Below are 17933 nucleotides of genomic sequence, written 5' to 3'. Positions count from 1 at the left end.
ATGCCAGCTTCACTTAATGAAATTAAAACTAAAATTGCTTCAACAGCTAAAACTAGCCAAATTACAGGCGCGATGCAAATGGTTTCTGCAGCAAAACTGCAAAAATCAGAAAATCATGCTAAGAAATTTCAAATATACGCATCTAAGGTGCGTCAAGTAACATTTGACCTTGTTTCGCATGATAACGGACCATCAAAAAATCCGATGATGTTGAAACGCCCAGTAAAAAAAGTTGGTTATTTGGTAATTACATCAGACCGTGGACTTGTAGGTGGATATAATTCTAATATCTTGAAGTCTGTTATGGCTGAATTGATGAAACAAAAAAATGATGAAGCTTTTTCTGTCATGGCTTTAGGTGGTATGGGAGCAGATTTCTTTAAATCACGAAATATTAAAGTTTCTTATGAACTTCGAGGACTTTCTGATACACCGTCATTTGAAGAAGTACGCACAATTGTTTCTGAGGCTGTTAAACTGTACCAAGATGAAGAATTTGATGAATTGTACGTTTGCTACAATCACCATGTCAATTCATTGACTAGTCAGGTTCGGATGGAAAAAATGCTTCCAATCTCTTTTGATGAAAATCAAACAACAGAACATTCTTTGGAAACATTTGAACTTGAACCAGACCGTGATACAATTTTGGATCAATTATTACCACAATATGCTGAAAGCATGATTTATGGCTCCATTGTTGATGCAAAAACGGCAGAACACGCTGCTGGTATGGCAGCAATGCGTACAGCTACTGACAATGCGAAGACAGTTATTAGCGATTTAACAATTCAGTATAACCGCGCACGTCAGGCTGCAATTACACAAGAAATTACCGAAATTGTTGCTGGTGCATCAGCATTAGAATAATTAAAAAAATTCGATTATTAATGTAAAAAAATAAACAAAGGAGGAAAAACATTGAGTTCTGGTAAAATTACTCAGGTTATCGGTCCAGTCGTTGATGTGGAATTTGGTACAGATGCTAAATTACCTGAGATTAACAACGCGCTTGTCGTTTACAAAGACGTTGACGGCGTAAAAACAAAAATTGTTTTGGAAGTTGCTCTCGAACTTGGAGATGGTGCAGTACGTACAATCGCCATGGAGTCAACCGACGGACTTACTCGTGGACTCGAAGTCCTCGATACTGGAAAAGCTATTAGTGTTCCAGTTGGTAAAGAAACACTTGGACGAGTGTTTAATGTACTTGGGGATCCAATCGAAGGAGAAGATTTCCCAGAAGATTTCCCACGTTCACCTATTCATAAGCAAGCTCCAACTTTTGATGAATTGTCAACAGCAAATGAGATTCTTGTTACAGGTATTAAAGTCATTGACTTGCTTGCGCCTTATCTTAAAGGTGGGAAAGTTGGACTTTTCGGTGGTGCCGGAGTTGGTAAAACTGTCCTGATTCAAGAATTGATTCACAATATTGCTCAAGAACATGGTGGTATTTCTGTATTTACCGGTGTTGGAGAACGTACTCGTGAAGGAAATGACCTTTACTTTGAAATGAAAGAGTCAGGCGTTATCGAAAAGACTGCTATGGTCTTTGGTCAAATGAACGAACCACCTGGAGCACGGATGCGTGTGGCTCTTACTGGTTTGACCATCGCCGAATATTTCCGTGATGTTCAAGGTCAAGACGTATTGCTTTTCATCGATAACATCTTCCGTTTCACACAAGCCGGTTCAGAAGTTTCTGCCCTTTTGGGACGGATGCCTTCTGCCGTTGGTTACCAACCAACACTTGCGACTGAAATGGGGCAATTACAAGAACGGATTACTTCTACTAAGAAGGGTTCTGTTACCTCTATTCAAGCGATTTATGTCCCTGCCGATGACTATACTGACCCAGCGCCAGCCACAGCCTTCGCTCACTTGGACGCAACAACTAACTTGGAACGTCGTTTGACACAAATGGGTATCTATCCAGCCGTTGACCCACTTGCTTCATCATCACGTGCCCTTACACCTGAAATTGTTGGGGAAGAACACTATGAGGTCGCAATGGAAGTTCAACGTGTCCTTCAACGTTATAAAGAATTGCAAGATATCATTGCCATTCTTGGTATGGATGAATTGTCAGATGATGAAAAGGTTCTTGTTGGACGTGCTCGTCGTATTCAGTTCTTCCTTTCACAGAATTTCAATGTCGCAGAAACATTTACAGGAGTTCCAGGTTCATACGTACCAGTTGATAAGACTGTTGCAGACTTCAAGGCAATCCTTGATGGTAAATATGATTCACTTCCAGAAGATGCTTTCCGTGGCGTTGGTCCTATTGAAGACGTTATCGAAAAAGCCAAAACAATGGGCTACTAATCGGAGGTCAAATGAATGGCTGAAGAATTAACAGAAATGACAGTTCAAGTCATCACTCCAAATGGTGTGGTTTATGACCATCATGGAACGTTTGTTCTTGCACATACAACAGGTGGAGATATGGGGATTTTGCCCCATATGATTTCAACTATTGCTGGTCTTGAGATTGATGAACTTAAAGTTCGACGTCCCGAAGATAAAAATGAGCAAGTGGACTATATCGCTGTAAATGGTGGTATTGTTGAAGTCAATCGTAATCTAGTAACGATTGTTGCGGATTCGGCTGAACGAGAACGTGATATTGATGTTTCACGAGCTGAACGTGCGAAGATGCGGGCAGAACGTGAAATTGAAGAAGCAAAAGTAGCACATAAAACAGATGATGTACGGCGTGCAGAAATTTCCCTACACCGTGCATTAAACCGTTTGAATGTCTCAAAACATCAATAGAAATACCTTTTAAGGTATTTTTTTATGTAAAAAATACATAGATGAAAAAGGGAATATGATTTAAAAAAGTAAAGAGTAAGAATGTGGAAAGAATTGATAAAAAGCTCAAAATGTGTTAAACTGAACAAATATAGTGTATTTGTATAAAAACTTTAGGAAAGGAGAAAAAATGGTCGTTGATTACTGTATTGAGCTATTCAGTGTTTTAAAAAAACTTGAACAATCAATTTTACAAATTGACAATTTGAAAAAAACTTTTGAACATAAAATTGAACGTCGAATATATTATCAATCTGTTCTTGTAGCGACGGTCATTTCTCTCTGTGCTATGTTTTGGGGATTGAGCAAATATTCTAAAATTTTGGGGAATAGTGTGGTACAAGTAAGTGAACTTGAATCTTTTATGCGGATGTTTGCTATTACTTTTGTGACCTGGTGTTTAGGTGCTCTTTTAACAACGGGCTTAAATTCTCTTTGGAAAAAGGATTATTTACCTGGTGGTAAAAGAATGATTTCAAAATTTCTTATGCCTAAATTTAAAAAAGAGCAAAAAAATATTGCTCAAAAAGCAGAAGAATATTTGCAAAATGAAATGTTTATAAATTCAAAAATTCCTGCAAAATATTTGAATACAGAAACTCTTTCCTACATTATTAAGGTATTGCAAAATCATGAAGTGGATTCAATAGAAGCAGCAATAAATTTGATTGAGCTTGAGGCACGAGATGATAAGGTTCGAGAGTTACTTATTCCAAAAGAAAATTTAATTGTCCGTGTGAAAAAAGCTATGTGTGAAGATTTGCAGATTCCTAAAATAAAAAAACAAATAATTGGCACGAATAGAAAAGGTTTTCTGTGAATATTGATTTAGAAGGTTGGATAGATGAGCAGTCTTTCAGTAATTGTTCCCTGTTATAATGAGGAAGTAGCACTTCCTATATTTTTTGAAAGAATTGAGAAAATTCGTTTGGAATTTCCTCTTGAATTTGAGTATATTTTTGTTAATGATGGTTCAACAGATGGAACCTTGGACACTTTACGTTCTTTATGTGATGAAAATACTTTCGTTCATTATCTTTCTTTTTCACGTAACTTTGGTAAGGAAGCAGCAATATTAGCAGGTTTGCAAACGGCAAGTGGAGATTACGTGACTTTGATGGATGCAGATTTACAAGACCCACCTGAGTTATTACTGGAAATGTACGAGAAAATTCAGGAAAAGGATATAGATTGTGTAGCAGCGCAACGTGTGAGTCGTTCGGGGGAAGCTCTACTGATTTCTGTCGGCTCACGTCTTTTTTATAAATTGATAAATAAGATGAGTAAAACGGAAATAATTGATGGTGTTCGGGATTTTCGTTTAATGACACGGCAGGTAGTAGATGCCATTTTACAGCTTTCAGAATATAATCGCTTTTCAAAGGGATTATTTAGTTGGGTAGGTTTTAATACGCAATATATAAGCTATGAAAATCAACAGCGAGTGGCTGGGAAGACAAAATGGAATTTTTGGGAGAAAGTAGCTTATGCTTTTGATGGTTTTGTTAATTTTTCAGAAGCTCCTCTTGAGATTGCAACTTACACAGGTTTAACAACTGTTTTTCTTACAATCATTGGGATAATTGCTTTGATTATTCGTCAGCTGTTTTTCCATCATTCAGTAAGTGGTTGGACATCTATGATTGTTGTTCTTCTTTTTTGTTTTGGCTTTACACTTTTGATGTTGGGAATTATTGGAAAATATATCAGTAATATCTTCTTAGAAAGTAAGAAGCGTCCAGTATATATCGTTAAAGAACAAAAGTAAGCTTTTTATAACAGAAGCATAAAAAAATTTGCTATTATAATATTTATACTATCAATAAAAAAACTAAAAAATGATAATGAGTGTTGATGAGATATAAAGGATATGCTGTAACAAAATCTTTTCTCTTGTAATGTATAAGTAATGATGTTAGAATAGTACTAGGGAATTTTAAAGCTAGAAAGTGTGAATAAATGAACTCGAGAGATACTCGAAAAAGATATAGAAAATACGAAAGAATGATAGCTGGGTTGCTTTTTGCAACAGCTCTTTTCGGTGTTTCTACATCTTCTAGTATCTCTCTTTTGCAAAGTTCTGACAGTAACTATCTTGCTTTTGCAGATACAGCAAATAATTTACAGAATCAACAGCTTTCTTTTGGACAAACAATAAATATCGGTGGTCATTTATACCCTGCTCAGTTTTATCAAGATAATACGATGTGGACGAATGTTGGAGCGACGGTAACATCTAGTTCATCAGCTTTTGCTATAAATTTGGTGACTAATCAACCCAATAGTGCTGGATATTCTTTCTTCCGTGAACCTGTTGATATGACACAAGCTGTCCATCTTTCAGGGGAGTTTTCTCTTAAATCTTACAGAGAAACTAATCCTTTGGCAGCAGGAGATGCACTTGGATTTATTTTTACCCCAGCATCTATGAATGAAGTTTCAACTAATTTAGTTAATGCAGTTAGTAATCAATTAGGAATTGGTGGTTTATCTGATTCAATTTTTGCAGGACGAGATTTATATAATAATCCTGGCTGTGACAGTGATAATATTGGTTTGCCTACTACAGTTTCAAATAATGTTGTTATTAGACAAACAAATTCAACGGGTGCATTGATTAATAGTGGTTATGCTGTTGCTGAAGCTGCAGATAGTCCGGATAATTCAAATGTAATAACTGATCAAATGGGAGTTGATTGGCAACCTCAGGAGATAAATTCTGATGAAAATACTGTTACAGGACAACTTAACTATACAATAACTACTGTAAACGGCAAAACAACAAATATATCCCAAAATGTTACAGTTCCTTGCTCAATGTTGCTTGGTATTGTTGGAGCAACAGGAAATTATTATGGAACGCTTAGTTATGCAAGTCAGGGTGGTTCGTTTTCTGCAAGTAAAATAACAAAAAATGTTCAAGTAAATTATATCAATCAGCAGACGCAACAAGAAATTGGAGAGACATCAACAATTTTAGCAAATGTTGGAGATCAAATTTCGATAAATGATTCTCAAAGTTCAAGTAGTGATAACAGCTCTTCTTATGATTTTATTGCTCCTAGTGTTGCTGGCTACAATGTCCAAGCAGTAAAATCAGTTATTGTCAGTGATGATAATGCCTCAAATGTTATTGATGTGTACTATAATCCAATTCCAAAGGGGACAGCTGTCTTTCATTTTGCTTGGCTCAATACTAATACCAATGCTGAGCTTCCAAAAACAATCATTGAAAGTGGACTGCAAGGAAGTTTGATTGCAAAACCAAACTTTGATTTATTAGCAGGTTATGATATTGCAAAGGTTGTAAATGCAAATGGTGCTGAGTTTAATAATCTTGATGATGCTCTAGCAAGTTCTCCAAATTTCAGTGATGGGCAGCAGAATTTTACAATTTACTTAGCGGCTTTACCAGCAAAAGTAAAGTTTGATTATCAATATGCTGCGGGGACACATAATACTTCAACTCAACTTCCAAATATTGCTGAAGTAAAGGGATTAGTAGGAGATAAGATTTCTCTGCCATATTTACCCAAATTGCCAGTAGGATATTCGGTATCTGGAGTTGTTGGACCAGACGGTAAGGATTATCCAGATTTGAAGTCTGCTTTGCTTGCCTATCCTAATTTTTCAGTGGCTCCTCTTGATTTTCATTTACTTGTTTCAGCGCTTCCTACGCAGCTTTCACTTAATATAACTAATGTTGACGGAAGTGTGATAACAAAAACGGATAAAGGTTTGTACGATGATGATTATAGTGCAACTGTTCTGCCAACTGAGACAGATAAGGAACACAATATTTATAATGCAGTTGTCACGATGACCTATACGGATTTTGATGGGAAAACACAAGTTGTAACGTCAGGTAGTGATAAACAGTTGGCGGCAAATATAAAAAAGAATACTATAGCAGGAATTTATAAGTCTGAAAAAATAAATATAAGTGTTCATTATGAAAAAGTAGTTGCTTCTCATTTGAGTAAACAGGAAAAAGTTTCAGTAGATGGTGCTAAAGTAAAGCAAAGTGCGGTGGTAACTGAAGCACAAAAAGTTCCAGATAAAGTTAATAAAGCAGAAACTGATAAAAAGCCAGTAGAAAAGTCAGTAAAAGAAGTAGCGACTGATAATAAAAGTCCCCAAGTGAGTAAAGAACAAGTAGGGATGAATAAAGTAGCAGGACATCAAAGTAGAAACTTGTCTAAGACTTTGAAGCAGTTTTCAGAGCGGGCGCATACTTTGCGTGTACGTCTGGCGGGTGCTGGAGGAGTAGTTATTGGAACGGCTTCGTCGCTTGCGATTGTTGAATTTATAAAAAGAATGCTCATGTTTCTAAAAAAATAAAGAATTTTTATCACAAAAAGCTCAGTAATTTGGGCTTTTTTGTGATAAAATCAAATAAGAGATTAGTATGGGAAAATTTAGAGTGATTGATAATAAATTTCTTTAAATAGTCTATACAAAAAATAAATGGAGGATGTGTAATGAGGAAAATTGCTATTATTGGTGTAGGACACGTGGGAGCTACAGTAGCTCTTGATATTGTACAGGGGGGATATGCAGATGAACTTGTATTGATTGATAAAAATCCTGCTGTTGCTAAGGCTGAGATGTGGGATTTACAAGATTCTTTGAGCTTGCAAGCTTTTCATACAAAAATTATTGCAGGAGATTATTCAGATCTGGAGGACGCAGATGTTGTTCTTTCTACATTGGGGCATATTGAGCTTATTAAGCCTGCTGGGGACCGTTTTACTGAGTTACGGGCAAATATTCCTGAAATCCAAGAAGTGGCTGAGAAGCTTAATCTGTCCAAATTTAATGGTATTCTAATTGCGACGACAAATCCTAATGATGTTATTGTGGATATGTATGCTCGCTTGCTTCATTTGCCTAAAAAACATATTATTGGGACAGGAACTTATCTGGATACGGCACGTTTGAAGAGACAAGTAGCAGATTGTTTGGGGCTTGATCCCAGGACTGTCGAGGGGTATGTTCTAGGTGAACATGGTAATTCTCAATTTGCTGCTTGGTCAACGGTACGAATAGCTGGACGTCCATTTACTGAAATTGCAAAGGAACGAGGAATTGAGCTAGAAGTAATTGAAGAAAATGCGCGCCAAGGTGGTTTTGCTGTTTTTGATACGAAACGTTATACGAATGTCGCTATTGCTGCAGCGACAGTTGGATTGATGAACCTTGTTTTATCTGATGCTAAGAATATCGCTATCTGCTCGCATTATGATGAAAAGTTTGATTCTTATATTTCTACACCTGCTTTAATCGGGAAAGATGGTGTAGAGGAAATAATTGATTTGCCTTTGACTGAAATAGAAAAAGAGAAATTGCAAGCGTCAGCAGATGAGATACAAGATAAAATCAAAAAATTTGGGTAAATAAAAAAACACCAGGTGGTGTTTTTTTATTTATGCGTTAAGAACTTTAGAAAGAAAATCTTGTAAACGTGGATGTTTTGGATGGTCAAATAATTCTTCTGGTGTTCCATCTTCGAGAATAACACCACCATCGGTAAAGATGACACGGTTCGCTACTTTACGAGCAAATCCCATCTCGTGAGTGACAATCAACATTGTCATTCCTTCTTCGGCAAGTTTTTGCATAACTTCCAGTACATCTCCCACCATTTCGGGGTCAAGTGCAGAAGTGGGTTCGTCAAAGAGCATAACGTCTGGGCGCATAGCTAATGCACGAGCGATGGCAACACGTTGTTTTTGACCTCCAGATAAGGTTTCAGGCATTGCATCTTTAAAATCTGTTAAACCAACTTGAGAGAGTAAATCAAGGGCGCGTTCTTTTGCCTCAGCTTTAGTCATTACTTTCAGTTCAGTTGGTGCATACATAATGTTATCAATGACACTCATGTTTGGAAATAGGTTAAACTGCTGAAAAACCATTCCAACATTTTGACGAACAATATTGATATTTGTATTTTTATCAGTGAGATTATAACCGTCAACAATAATGTCGCCTTCGGTTGCTTCTTCAAGACCGTTTAAGGTTCTGAGGAAGGTTGATTTTCCAGAACCTGAAGGTCCGATAATACAGACACAATCTCCCTTTTCAAACTTGACAGAAATCCCTTTAAGAACTTCATTTTTTCCGTAATATTTGTGCAAATCTTGCACTTCGATTTGTGTTGCCATATTATTTTAACTTCCTTTCCACATAACGTCCTAGCCACATTAGACTAAGGAGAATAATGATATAAATCAAACCAATCAATCCATAAACTGTGAAACCTTGGAAATTTCTTGCTACGATAATTTGGCCGACTTGGAACATTTCAACGAGCCCAATAGTCGCAACTAATGTTGTATCTTTTACCGTGATGACAAATTGGTTAATCAAACTTGGGATTGTTATTTTAATGACTTGAGGGATGATAACCTTTCTCATTGTTTTTGTATAAGGAACTCCAAGTGAACGAGAGGCTTCCATTTGCCCGATTGGAACAGCTTGTACACCGCCACGAATAGTTTCAGAAATATAAGCTGATTCATTGAGCGTTAAGGCAATGACACCTGCTAGGAACTCGTTTAATGGATGTTGCTGACCAGTAATTATCTGTAAAAGATTAGGGATACCATAAAAGAGGAAGAAGATGAGGACAAGAAGTGGAATTGAACGATTTAGATCAATATAAACACGAGCGATACCACGGAAAATTTTGTTTGGTGATACGGACATAAGACCAAAAAGTATGCCGACGACTAAAGCTAGAACAAATCCAACAAGTGCTAGAAGGAGTGTAATTTTTAAACCACTAAGAATTTGTTGCCAATTATTGACGATAATTCCCAAAAATGAATTTTCATTGATTGTTTTCTTTGAAGTTTTTTCTTCTGAAGTTGCAAGATATTTTCCAATGATTTTATCATATTGTCCGTCAGATTTGAGTTTCGCTAATCCGTAGTTAAACATTTGAATCAGCTCAGGATTACTTCCTTTTTTAACGGCAAATCCATAACTTCCTTCGGGAATTGATTTCAGAGGAATTTTAAATTTTTGTCCTTGTTTGATGGCATACTGGATGACAGGTTCGTCGTCCATCACCGCATTGATAGAACCTGTTTTTAAAGCTGAATACATTGATGTAGCATCGGAGAATGTTTTGACAGAATAGCCATATTTGCTCTTGTTTTGGATAAGATAGTCATAGCTTGCTGTTCCATTTTTTGCACCGACGACTTTACCAGATAAATCAGACCATTTGCTGATATCGGAGGTAGCTTTGTTTACAGCAACGGTGATGTTTGAATTGTAGTAAGAGTTTGAGAAAGTAAATGTTTTTTTACGTTCATCGGTAATAGACATTCCAGACATCATACCATCTGCTTGTCCAGAAGATAAACCATTTAGAGCAGCTGCAAATCCAACGAAATTAAAGTGAATTTTAAATCCTTGTTCTTTGGCAATAGCGTTGAGCAAATCGACGTCAATCCCTGTAAATTGCTTGTTGCTATTTTGAAATTCAAATGGTGCAAAAGAATTATCGGAATAAATCTGATAAACAGCTTTTTTAGGTTTCGCTTTGGCATTGAGATTGGTAGATGTAGCTGTATTTGAAGAAGAAGTGTATTTATCAATTATTTTTTGATAATCACCGTTTTCTTTCATTTTAGTATATGTTTTGTTGAATTCGTTGATTAATTTTGAATGAGTACCTTTAACAACGGCAAATCCATATCCTCCAGGTTCAACAATCTTAGGGAGGTTCGTGGCAAGGTCTTGACCTTGGGCGATAGCATAGGCAATAACAGGTACATCATCCATAGCTCCAGCAATATTACCTGCAGAGAGTGCAGAATACATGTGAGTACCGTCAGCATATGTTTTGATTGTATAACCATATTTTGATTGGTTAGCTTGTAACCATGCTTGTGCTGCGGTACCATTTTTTGCACCTACAGTTTTACCTTTGAGTTTTGCATAGGAGGTAATTTTGTGTTCTTTGGTTGTTGCAATCGTCAAGGCTGAAGTGTAGTAAGGATCTGAAAAATCAAATACTTTTTTACGTTCGTCTGTGATAGACATACCTGCGATGACACCATCTACTTGTCCAGCTTTGAGCTGATTGACAGCTGTGTCAAATCCAGGGAAAGTTAAGTCAAGTTTCCAGTGATTTTCTTTGGCAACTTCTTTTATGATGTCAACATCAATCCCTACCCATTTTTTATTGGAATCTTGAAATTCAAACGGTGCATATGCGTTATCACTAGCAATTTTTACAGTAGTAGTTGCGCTTGCATGTGTTGTTATAAAGAAAAGCCCAATGAAAAGGGTTAAAAGTGTGGTTAGTGTTAGAAAAAACTTTTTCATTTCTTCCTCCTCGTAGTAAAAGTGTATTGAAAATATTATATCATAAAGATAAAATTTGTTCAATAACTCGTGTGATAAAATCTTACATCACTAATTGTGACAAAATTTTATATATTTCTATTAAATTATACCATATTTTTTCTTTTTTGGGGAGAGGGATAAATGATGTTGATTAGAGAATTTTATATATGGTTGTCAAATGATGAGATTTGTTGTAGAATATTAGGAGCTACAATCGTGGCAATGTAAAGGAATTATTTATGTTTATTAGTCTTTCTATTTTTGGTTTTTTTAATGATTGGATTTCGCATTTTTTGAGTGTTCCAGGCGCGCATATCTGGGTTTATGTGTTGCTTGGTGCGGTTATTTTCATTGAGACAGGTTTGGTTATTTTTCCGTTTTTACCTGGGGATTCGATTTTATTTTTTGTGGGTTCGATGGCGGCTCTTTATCCTGGGAAACTGTCTTTGTGGTTGCTGATTGTTGTGATGGGTGCGATTGCTTTCTTTGCTAATCTAGTGAATTATGAAATTGGACGGAAGTTTGGTGATGTTATTCCAAAGCATCGACTGTTATCGCGGTTTTTAAAACAGGAATATTTGGATGAGGCGCATCAATTTTTCAAAAAATGGGGTTCGTGGGCGATTTTCCTTGGACGTTTTATGCCGATTATCCGTACGATTGTGCCATTTACAGCTGGTGCTGGAAAAATGCCACATAAGAAATTTGTGTTTTTCAATTTATTGGGCGGTTTTTCTTGGGTAACATTGGCGCTTGGCGCTGGTTATCTATTTGGGCAGGTTCCATTTATTAAGAAAAATTTTGAGTTGGTAATGATTGCGATTGTTATTGTGTCTCTTTTACCTGCGGTTATTGGTTTTGTACGGCGCTACTTTAAGGGGCGCAAAACTGTTTAAAATAAGTTATAATAGTATTTACAATAGTGAATACTATTTTTATATGAAAGAATTTTTTTGAAATGTAGTGCTAGGATTTAGTTATGAGGTTGAAAATATGAAAATTGATGGTTATACACGAATGGCGGCTGTTGTGGCAAAACCTATTAAACATAGTTTGTCACCTTTTATTCATAATCGTGCTTTTGAGCTGACGGGGATAAATGGTGTGTATTTGGCTTGGGAAATTGATGAGGAAGATTTTGGACAGATAATTTCCAATGTTAGAAAACTTAACATGTATGGTTTGAATATTTCGATGCCTTATAAACGTTTGGCTTTAGATTATGTGGATTATTTGACGGATGAAGCGCGGTTAATCGGGGCTGTAAATACGGTGGTTAATTTTGATGGAAAATTGATTGGACATAATACAGACGGAATTGGTTTGTTTAAGAGTTTGGAGCGTTTTGGATTTTCTGCGAAAAATAAGGAAATAACAGTACTTGGTGGAGGTGGAGCTGCGATTGCGGTGCTTGCACAGGCTTGTTTGCTCGGTGTTGAGAAAGTGAATGTGTTTGCGCGTCATTCGGCTTCATTTGAACCTTTGAAACAGCGTTTAGCAGAGTTAGCAGAGGCAACGGGAGTTAAAATTGAACTTTGTGATTTGGGAGATTTTGCTGATTTGCAAGAGAAAGTTAATCGCTCAAACTTGCTGGTAAATGGGACTCCTGTGGGAATGGAAGAGGCAAATTTGCCACTTTCTTCTGAAATAAAATTACCTGAGAAGATTTTGGTGGTGGATTTGATTTATAAAGTGCTTGAAACGTCATTTTTGAAATGGGCTAAGGCGCAGGGAGCTGTGACGGCGAATGGTGTTGGAATGCTGTTGTATCAAGCTGCTGAGAGTTTTGAAATGTGGACGGGACAAAAAATGCCAGTTGATGTGCTTGAGAAAGAATTGGCTGAGAAGTTATAAGTTAGAATTTTTTAGAAAGTGAGAATAAAATGAAATTAAATGTAAATTTGCCAGAACATCCTTATGATATTGTCATTGAACGTGGGGCGCTTGCAAAGATTGGAAGCTGGACAGCTAGTTTGTGGAAAACGCAGAAGATTGTTGTGATTTCGGACAATCACGTCAATGATTTATATGGAAAAAAAGTTTTGACAGAACTGTCAAAAGCTGGTTTTGAAGTGTTTATCTTTGAATTTCCTGAAGGTGAAGCATCAAAAGTTCTGGCAACAGCTGAAAAAGCTTGGAATTTCTGTGCGGAAGTTGGATTGACACGTTCTGATGGCATTGTGGCGCTCGGTGGTGGAGTAACTGGTGATTTGGCTGGTTTTGTGGCGAGTACTTATATGCGTGGGATTCATTTTTTGCAAATTCCAACGAGTCTGACGGCGCAGGTGGATAGTTCGGTTGGCGGTAAGACAGGAATTAATAGTATTGTTGCTAAAAATATGATTGGAACATTTACGCAGCCTGATGGAGTGCTGATTGACCCTGATGTGCTGGATACGCTGGATACACGTTGTTTGCGTGAGGGAATTGGCGAGGTCATCAAATGTGGATTGATCGCTGATAAAAAGCTCTGGGACACGCTTGGTGAGATGAAAGATGAACAGGATTTGCTGGAAAATTATGCAGAATATGTGATTCATGCGTCTTGTGATGTGAAGCGTAAAGTGGTTGTTGATGATGAATTAGATAATGGTGTGCGTTTATATTTGAATTTTGGTCATACGATTGGTCACGCGGTTGAGACGACGGCGGGCTATGGGAAAGTGATGCACGGTGAGGCTGTGGCGATTGGAATGGTGCAAATTTCCAAGGGTGCTGAGGCGCGAGGATTGATGCCAGCAGGAATTACGAAGCAAATTCGGGAAATGGTGCTTAAATTTGGGCTGCCGGATAGCTATGAACCTTGGGATGAAGATGTGCTGTTTCAAGCGTTGACACATGATAAAAAGGCGCGTGGTAGCTTGATTAAAACGGTACTTGTTCCTGAAATTGGTCAGGCGATGATTAATCCAATTAGTTTTGATGAAATGAGAGAATATCTTAAAAAATGAGAGAATTATTAGCATGGTATAAATATCCAGAGGCTGAAGGAAAGAGTTACTGTCAGCAAGAACTGCTAGATGAGCAACTTTTAATTGAATTGTTTGGTTATTGTAAAGATGCTCAAGCTTATATTTCAGCGGAAGGTTGGGTGTTCTTAATTGAACATTATGGCTATGAAAAATTGTTTGAGTTGAATAAAATGAGTGCTTGGATTGCTTCGGAAACATTGGATGATTATAAAAATAATGTGAATTATTATTCATTTTTAGGGAAAGAAAATATCAGATAATGAGAGTTTGTACGTTTTTACGTGGTGTCAATGTTGGCGGAATTAAGCTGAAAATGGCTGATTTGAAGGCTGATTTTGAAAGTGCTGGATTTACAGATATTGTTACAGTGCTTGCTACGGGGAATATTATTTTTTCATCGGATTTGGATAAAATGGAGATTTTTCAGAGATTGAGCGAGATTTTGCCTGTGGCGTTTTTTCTAAAAACAGATGTGGAAATTCGGCAGATGATGCTGGCTAATCCTTTTGATAATGAACGTGATAAGCACAATTATGTTTTTATTTCTGATGAAAATTTTGCTGAATTTATTTTTGACAGCTTTGTCAAAATAAAACATGATTTGACAGAACGTGCTGCACTTGTACAAGGGAATTTTTATTGGTAGGTGGCGATTGGCTCTACTGTGAAAACGGAATTTGGCAAGGTGCTTGGTCAGGCGAGATATAGAGAAAAATTTACCAGTCGAAATTTGAATACGATTGAGAAAATTATTAAAAAATTATGAGTTTTATTGTTAAAAAATTTTTGACAGTTTTAGGTGGACATGTTAGCCTATCCGTAAGCGAGAAAACTCGCAACGGCTTGGCCATGTCAAAAAAATTGAAATGAGAAAGGAAAGGAAAAATGCTGATTTATCTTGTTTTTGCAGTGGTGGCAGGCTTTTTACTTGCCAATCAAAATCCAATCAATGCAGATTTGCGTAAAATTGTTGGCTCTCCTTTTCTTGCTTCCGCTCTTTCTAATTTTGTTGGTTCGATTTTCCTTGGAATTATCACGATTATCGTCTCGCATACGCTTTTTCCGAGTTGGACTTTTATCACGGGAGAACCAGTTTGGGTATGGCTTGGTGGCTTACTGGGCGGGATTTATCTGACGAGTAATGTGTTGCTTTTTCCGCGACTGGGCGCTGTACAGACAGTTATTTTGCCAATTTTAGGGCAAATTCTCATGGGAATTGTCATTGACAGTTTTGGCTGGTTTGGTGCTTTGCAAATTTCGCTGAGTACGTTCCGTTTTATCGGTATTTTGATTACGCTTGTTGGTGTGCTTATCGCTGTCGTCTTGCCCAGTTTGTCAGGAAAATCTCAGGCGAAAAGCTCTTCAAACGAGACGAAAAATTTGCTTGTTTGGCGAGTGTGGGCGGTCATAGTTGGCGGACTTTCGGCAATTCAGCAGGCAATTAATGGACATTTAGGAACATTGCTTCACAATCCATCACAAGCATCATTTGTCTCATTTTTCCTCGGATTTTTGGCAATTTTCTTGGTTGCTTTGATTGTTGACAGACGTTTGCCAAAATTTTCAGAGTTGAAAAAGGCGAAAGTTTGGAATGGGTTTGGTGGTATTTTAGGCGCTTTGTTTGTGCTTACAACCGTTCTTGCAGTGCCACAGATTGGTGCTGGATTGACGATTATGATGGCGCTGATTGGGCAAATTGTCGGTTCAATGTTGGTACAACAATTTGGTTGGTGGCGCTCTCTACGCTATAATATTCAGCGTTTCCAAGTGATTGGTGTTTTGGTAATGTTGCTCGGTATTGTTTTTATTAAATTTTTATGAGAGGAAAATAAATGAGAGAAGAAAAATTAGAAAATCAAGCATTGCAAATTGCGATTGCGCAACTGAAAATTATTCAAGAAGAGGCAAAAGGCGAAAAGGCTGGAACACTTGCAATGACAGCCTTGGACAAGATTTACACTCTGTTTGAAAATGCAGATGATATGAGTTATGATTGTGAGTGAGCAAAAAATGTTTGATAAAAAATCATTTGAAATCTTTGATATTGAGGGCTTAGAACCAAGAATGATAGCCATTCGCTCAGAAATTCAGCCGATTTTTCAGGAAATTGGTGAGAAATTTTTGACAGAACTGTCAAAAATATTTCCGTCAGAAAATTTTTATTTACATATTGCCCAGCACCGCAGAAGGACAGCTTATGCGCCAGACAGCACCTGGTGCGCGATTTCCACACAAAAGCGCGGTTACAAAATGGAAGCTTGCTTCACACTCGGCATCTGGAAAAATCACGTTTTTCTGTATCTGTCCATCATTGACCAGCCAAAAAGACAGCAAAACTATGCGGAAATCTTGTCAGAAAATTTGACAGACTTGTCAAAAAAATTTGTCCTCTCAAAAGACCACACAAAGCCTGATTTTACTGATTTGACAGAACTGTCAAAAAATATTCAACGTCTGAAAACTGTCAAAAAATCAGAATTTCAAATTGGAAAAGTTTGGACAGCTGAACAATTCAACAGAAGACAAGATGAGAAAATTCTATCAGAAATGTTAGAAACGATTCAGCAACTCAGCCCAATTTATGATAAACTAATGAAAGAAGAATGAGGAAAATTATGAGATATTTTACAGCAGGAGAATCACACGGACCACGCTTAACAGCAATTATAGAAGGCTTGCCAGCGGGCTTGCCATTGACAGCAGAAGATATCAATATCGAACTCAAACGTCGCCAAGGAGGTTACGGTCGTGGCGGACGCATGAAAATTGAATCTGACCAAGTCGAAATTACAAGTGGGGTGCGTCACGGCAAAACGATTGGCAGCCCAGTCACGCTCAACGTTGAAAATCGCGATTTCAAAAATTGGACACAAATCATGGCAGCAGCAGATGTTGAGGATAAGATAAAAATGCAACGCAAACTCACAAAACCGCGTCCAGGACACGCTGATTTGGTCGGCGGACAGAAATACGAATTTGAAGATTTGCGCAATGTCCTCGAACGTTCATCCGCTCGTGAAACGACGATGCGCGTAGCTGTCGGCGCAGTCGCAAAGAAATTATTACACGAATTAGACATCGAAATTGCCAACCACATCGTCAATTTTGGTGGAAAATCTTTGACAGTTCTGTCAAATTTATCTGTCGCCCAAATCAAAGCCACAGCAGGAAAAAATGACCTGTCAGTCGTTGATGAAAGCAATGCAGATGAGATTCGCAGCTACATTGACGAGATAAAAAAAGCAGGCGACACAATCGGCGGTATCGTTGAAGTCCGTGCAGAAAATATTCCCGCAGGATTGGGGAGTTACGTCCAATACGACCGCAAATTAGATGCAAAAATCGCAGCTAGCGTCGTTTCTATCAATGCGTTCAAAGGTGTAGAATTCGGAATTGGTTTTGAAGCCGGTAAGCAAAAAGGCTCAGAAGTCATGGACGGCATCGTTTGGAGCGAAGAAGCAGGCTACACGCGGACTTCCGATAATCTTGGTGGCTTTGAGGGAGGAATGACAAATGGTGAACAGGTCATTGTCCGTGGCGTAATGAAGCCAATTCCAACCCTTTACAAACCGCTCATGTCCGTAGATACTGAAACGCACGAGCCTTACAAAGCCAGTGTTGAACGCTCAGATCCGACCGCCCTTCCCGCGGCGGGTGTTGTTATGGAAAATGTTGTAGCAACCGTCCTCGCCCAAGAAATATGTGAAAAATTCTCTAGCGACAGCTTCCAAGAACTTCAAAAATCCGTCGCTGATTATCGTAAACGCCTAAAGGAATATTAAA

At 37.6% G+C, this 17933-nt stretch carries 18 protein-coding genes; 16 read left to right on the top strand and 2 right to left on the bottom strand.

What is annotated here, in order from left to right:
• From KJS36_RS01450 to KJS36_RS01420, 7 genes are all read left to right on the top strand, one after another.
• Complete coding sequence (locus tag KJS36_RS01450) at positions 1–870, top strand: F0F1 ATP synthase subunit gamma (protein WP_213533590.1); 870 nt, start codon at positions 1–3, stop codon at positions 868–870.
• A 51-nt stretch (positions 871–921) separates the two neighbouring features.
• Entirely contained in the window at positions 922–2328 is a 1407-nt protein-coding gene (atpD, locus tag KJS36_RS01445) for a F0F1 ATP synthase subunit beta (RefSeq protein WP_213533588.1), read from the top strand.
• A gap of 15 nt (positions 2329–2343) precedes the next feature.
• Positions 2344–2778 carry a F0F1 ATP synthase subunit epsilon gene (locus tag KJS36_RS01440; protein ID WP_213533586.1) on the top strand — a complete coding sequence of 145 codons (435 nt, stop codon included), beginning with the start codon at positions 2344–2346 and terminating at the stop codon, positions 2776–2778.
• A 169-nt stretch (positions 2779–2947) separates the two neighbouring features.
• Positions 2948–3637, top strand: coding sequence for a hypothetical protein (locus tag KJS36_RS01435; RefSeq protein WP_213533581.1), 690 nt, complete (start codon positions 2948–2950; stop codon positions 3635–3637).
• Positions 3638–3661: 24 nt separating this feature from the next.
• The gene (locus KJS36_RS01430; RefSeq protein WP_213533579.1) at positions 3662–4585 is read left to right on the top strand and encodes a glycosyltransferase family 2 protein; all 924 of its coding nucleotides are present in this window, start codon (positions 3662–3664) and stop codon (positions 4583–4585) included.
• Between the two features lie 236 nt (positions 4586–4821).
• Positions 4822–7158: an L-type lectin family protein gene (locus tag KJS36_RS01425; protein ID WP_213533577.1), complete on the top strand. Its 2337-nt coding sequence runs from the start codon at positions 4822–4824 to the stop codon at positions 7156–7158.
• Between the two features lie 140 nt (positions 7159–7298).
• On the top strand, positions 7299–8213 hold the full coding sequence (locus KJS36_RS01420) for a lactate/malate family dehydrogenase (RefSeq protein WP_213533576.1): 915 nt from the start codon (positions 7299–7301) through the stop codon (positions 8211–8213).
• Between the two features lie 30 nt (positions 8214–8243).
• On the opposite strand, the gene KJS36_RS01415 is transcribed toward KJS36_RS01420, so the two are convergent.
• On the bottom strand, positions 8244–8981 hold the full coding sequence (locus KJS36_RS01415; protein WP_213533575.1) for an amino acid ABC transporter ATP-binding protein: 738 nt from the start codon (positions 8979–8981) through the stop codon (positions 8244–8246).
• Between the two features lies 1 nt (position 8982).
• A complete protein-coding gene (locus KJS36_RS01410; RefSeq protein ID WP_213533574.1) occupies positions 8983–11157 on the bottom strand; it encodes an ABC transporter substrate-binding protein/permease in 2175 nt (724 codons plus the stop codon).
• A 260-nt stretch (positions 11158–11417) separates the two neighbouring features.
• Between KJS36_RS01410 and KJS36_RS01405 the strand changes: the two genes are divergently transcribed.
• The 9 genes from KJS36_RS01405 to aroC all read left to right on the top strand — a co-directional run bounded on the left by KJS36_RS01405 (position 11418) and on the right by aroC (position 17932).
• Entirely contained in the window at positions 11418–12074 is a 657-nt protein-coding gene (locus KJS36_RS01405; RefSeq protein WP_213533573.1) for a VTT domain-containing protein, read from the top strand.
• Positions 12075–12171: 97 nt separating this feature from the next.
• Positions 12172–13032 carry a shikimate dehydrogenase gene (locus KJS36_RS01400; protein WP_213533572.1) on the top strand — a complete coding sequence of 287 codons (861 nt, stop codon included), beginning with the start codon at positions 12172–12174 and terminating at the stop codon, positions 13030–13032.
• Between the two features lie 29 nt (positions 13033–13061).
• Positions 13062–14129 (top strand): 3-dehydroquinate synthase, encoded by a 1068-nt coding sequence (gene aroB, locus KJS36_RS01395; protein WP_213533571.1) that lies wholly within the window; start codon positions 13062–13064, stop codon positions 14127–14129.
• A complete protein-coding gene (locus KJS36_RS01390; RefSeq protein ID WP_213533569.1) occupies positions 14126–14410 on the top strand; it encodes a hypothetical protein in 285 nt (94 codons plus the stop codon). Before aroB ends, KJS36_RS01390 begins: the two co-directional genes overlap by 4 nt.
• Entirely contained in the window at positions 14410–14796 is a 387-nt protein-coding gene (locus tag KJS36_RS01385; RefSeq protein ID WP_244842526.1) for a DUF1697 domain-containing protein, read from the top strand. The genes KJS36_RS01390 and KJS36_RS01385 overlap by 1 nt, the downstream gene beginning before the upstream one ends.
• Before the next feature lie 239 nt (positions 14797–15035).
• Positions 15036–15971, top strand: coding sequence for a DMT family transporter (locus tag KJS36_RS01380; RefSeq protein ID WP_213533567.1), 936 nt, complete (start codon positions 15036–15038; stop codon positions 15969–15971).
• An 11-nt stretch (positions 15972–15982) separates the two neighbouring features.
• On the top strand, positions 15983–16153 hold the full coding sequence (locus KJS36_RS01375) for a hypothetical protein (RefSeq protein WP_213533565.1): 171 nt from the start codon (positions 15983–15985) through the stop codon (positions 16151–16153).
• 7 nt (positions 16154–16160) lie between these two features.
• A complete protein-coding gene (locus KJS36_RS01370; protein ID WP_213533563.1) occupies positions 16161–16757 on the top strand; it encodes a DUF1054 family protein in 597 nt (198 codons plus the stop codon).
• Between the two features lie 8 nt (positions 16758–16765).
• The gene (aroC, locus tag KJS36_RS01365; protein WP_213533561.1) at positions 16766–17932 is read left to right on the top strand and encodes a chorismate synthase; all 1167 of its coding nucleotides are present in this window, start codon (positions 16766–16768) and stop codon (positions 17930–17932) included.
• Position 17933: the final 1 nt, after the last annotated feature.

The organism is Lactococcus nasutitermitis (genome assembly GCF_018403765.1).
In the GTDB taxonomy this organism is placed as follows: domain Bacteria; phylum Bacillota; class Bacilli; order Lactobacillales; family Streptococcaceae; genus Lactococcus; species Lactococcus nasutitermitis.
Note: the sequence above shows the minus strand (reverse complement) of the source record. Positions and strands in the feature narration are given on the sequence as shown.

Bases quoted from the DNA above. Each gene is read 5' to 3' on its own strand.
- KJS36_RS01450 (WP_213533590.1), top strand. From the start codon at position 1: ATGCCAGCTTCACTTAATGAAATTAAAACTAAAATTGCTTCAACAGCT.
- KJS36_RS01440 (WP_213533586.1), top strand. From the start codon at position 2,344: ATGGCTGAAGAATTAACAGAAATGACAGTTCAAGTCATCACTCCAAAT.
- KJS36_RS01435 (WP_213533581.1), top strand. From the start codon at position 2,948: ATGGTCGTTGATTACTGTATTGAGCTATTCAGTGTTTTAAAAAAACTT.
- KJS36_RS01430 (WP_213533579.1), top strand. From the start codon at position 3,662: ATGAGCAGTCTTTCAGTAATTGTTCCCTGTTATAATGAGGAAGTAGCA.
- KJS36_RS01425 (WP_213533577.1), top strand. From the start codon at position 4,822: ATGATAGCTGGGTTGCTTTTTGCAACAGCTCTTTTCGGTGTTTCTACA.
- KJS36_RS01420 (WP_213533576.1), top strand. From the start codon at position 7,299: ATGAGGAAAATTGCTATTATTGGTGTAGGACACGTGGGAGCTACAGTA.
- KJS36_RS01415 (WP_213533575.1), bottom strand. From the start codon at position 8,981: ATGGCAACACAAATCGAAGTGCAAGATTTGCACAAATATTACGGAAAA.
- KJS36_RS01410 (WP_213533574.1), bottom strand. From the start codon at position 11,157: ATGAAAAAGTTTTTTCTAACACTAACCACACTTTTAACCCTTTTCATT.
- KJS36_RS01405 (WP_213533573.1), top strand. From the start codon at position 11,418: ATGTTTATTAGTCTTTCTATTTTTGGTTTTTTTAATGATTGGATTTCG.
- KJS36_RS01400 (WP_213533572.1), top strand. From the start codon at position 12,172: ATGAAAATTGATGGTTATACACGAATGGCGGCTGTTGTGGCAAAACCT.
- aroB (WP_213533571.1), top strand. From the start codon at position 13,062: ATGAAATTAAATGTAAATTTGCCAGAACATCCTTATGATATTGTCATT.
- KJS36_RS01390 (WP_213533569.1), top strand. From the start codon at position 14,126: ATGAGAGAATTATTAGCATGGTATAAATATCCAGAGGCTGAAGGAAAG.
- KJS36_RS01385 (WP_244842526.1), top strand. From the start codon at position 14,410: ATGAGAGTTTGTACGTTTTTACGTGGTGTCAATGTTGGCGGAATTAAG.
- KJS36_RS01380 (WP_213533567.1), top strand. From the start codon at position 15,036: ATGCTGATTTATCTTGTTTTTGCAGTGGTGGCAGGCTTTTTACTTGCC.
- KJS36_RS01375 (WP_213533565.1), top strand. From the start codon at position 15,983: ATGAGAGAAGAAAAATTAGAAAATCAAGCATTGCAAATTGCGATTGCG.
- KJS36_RS01370 (WP_213533563.1), top strand. From the start codon at position 16,161: ATGTTTGATAAAAAATCATTTGAAATCTTTGATATTGAGGGCTTAGAA.
- aroC (WP_213533561.1), top strand. From the start codon at position 16,766: ATGAGATATTTTACAGCAGGAGAATCACACGGACCACGCTTAACAGCA.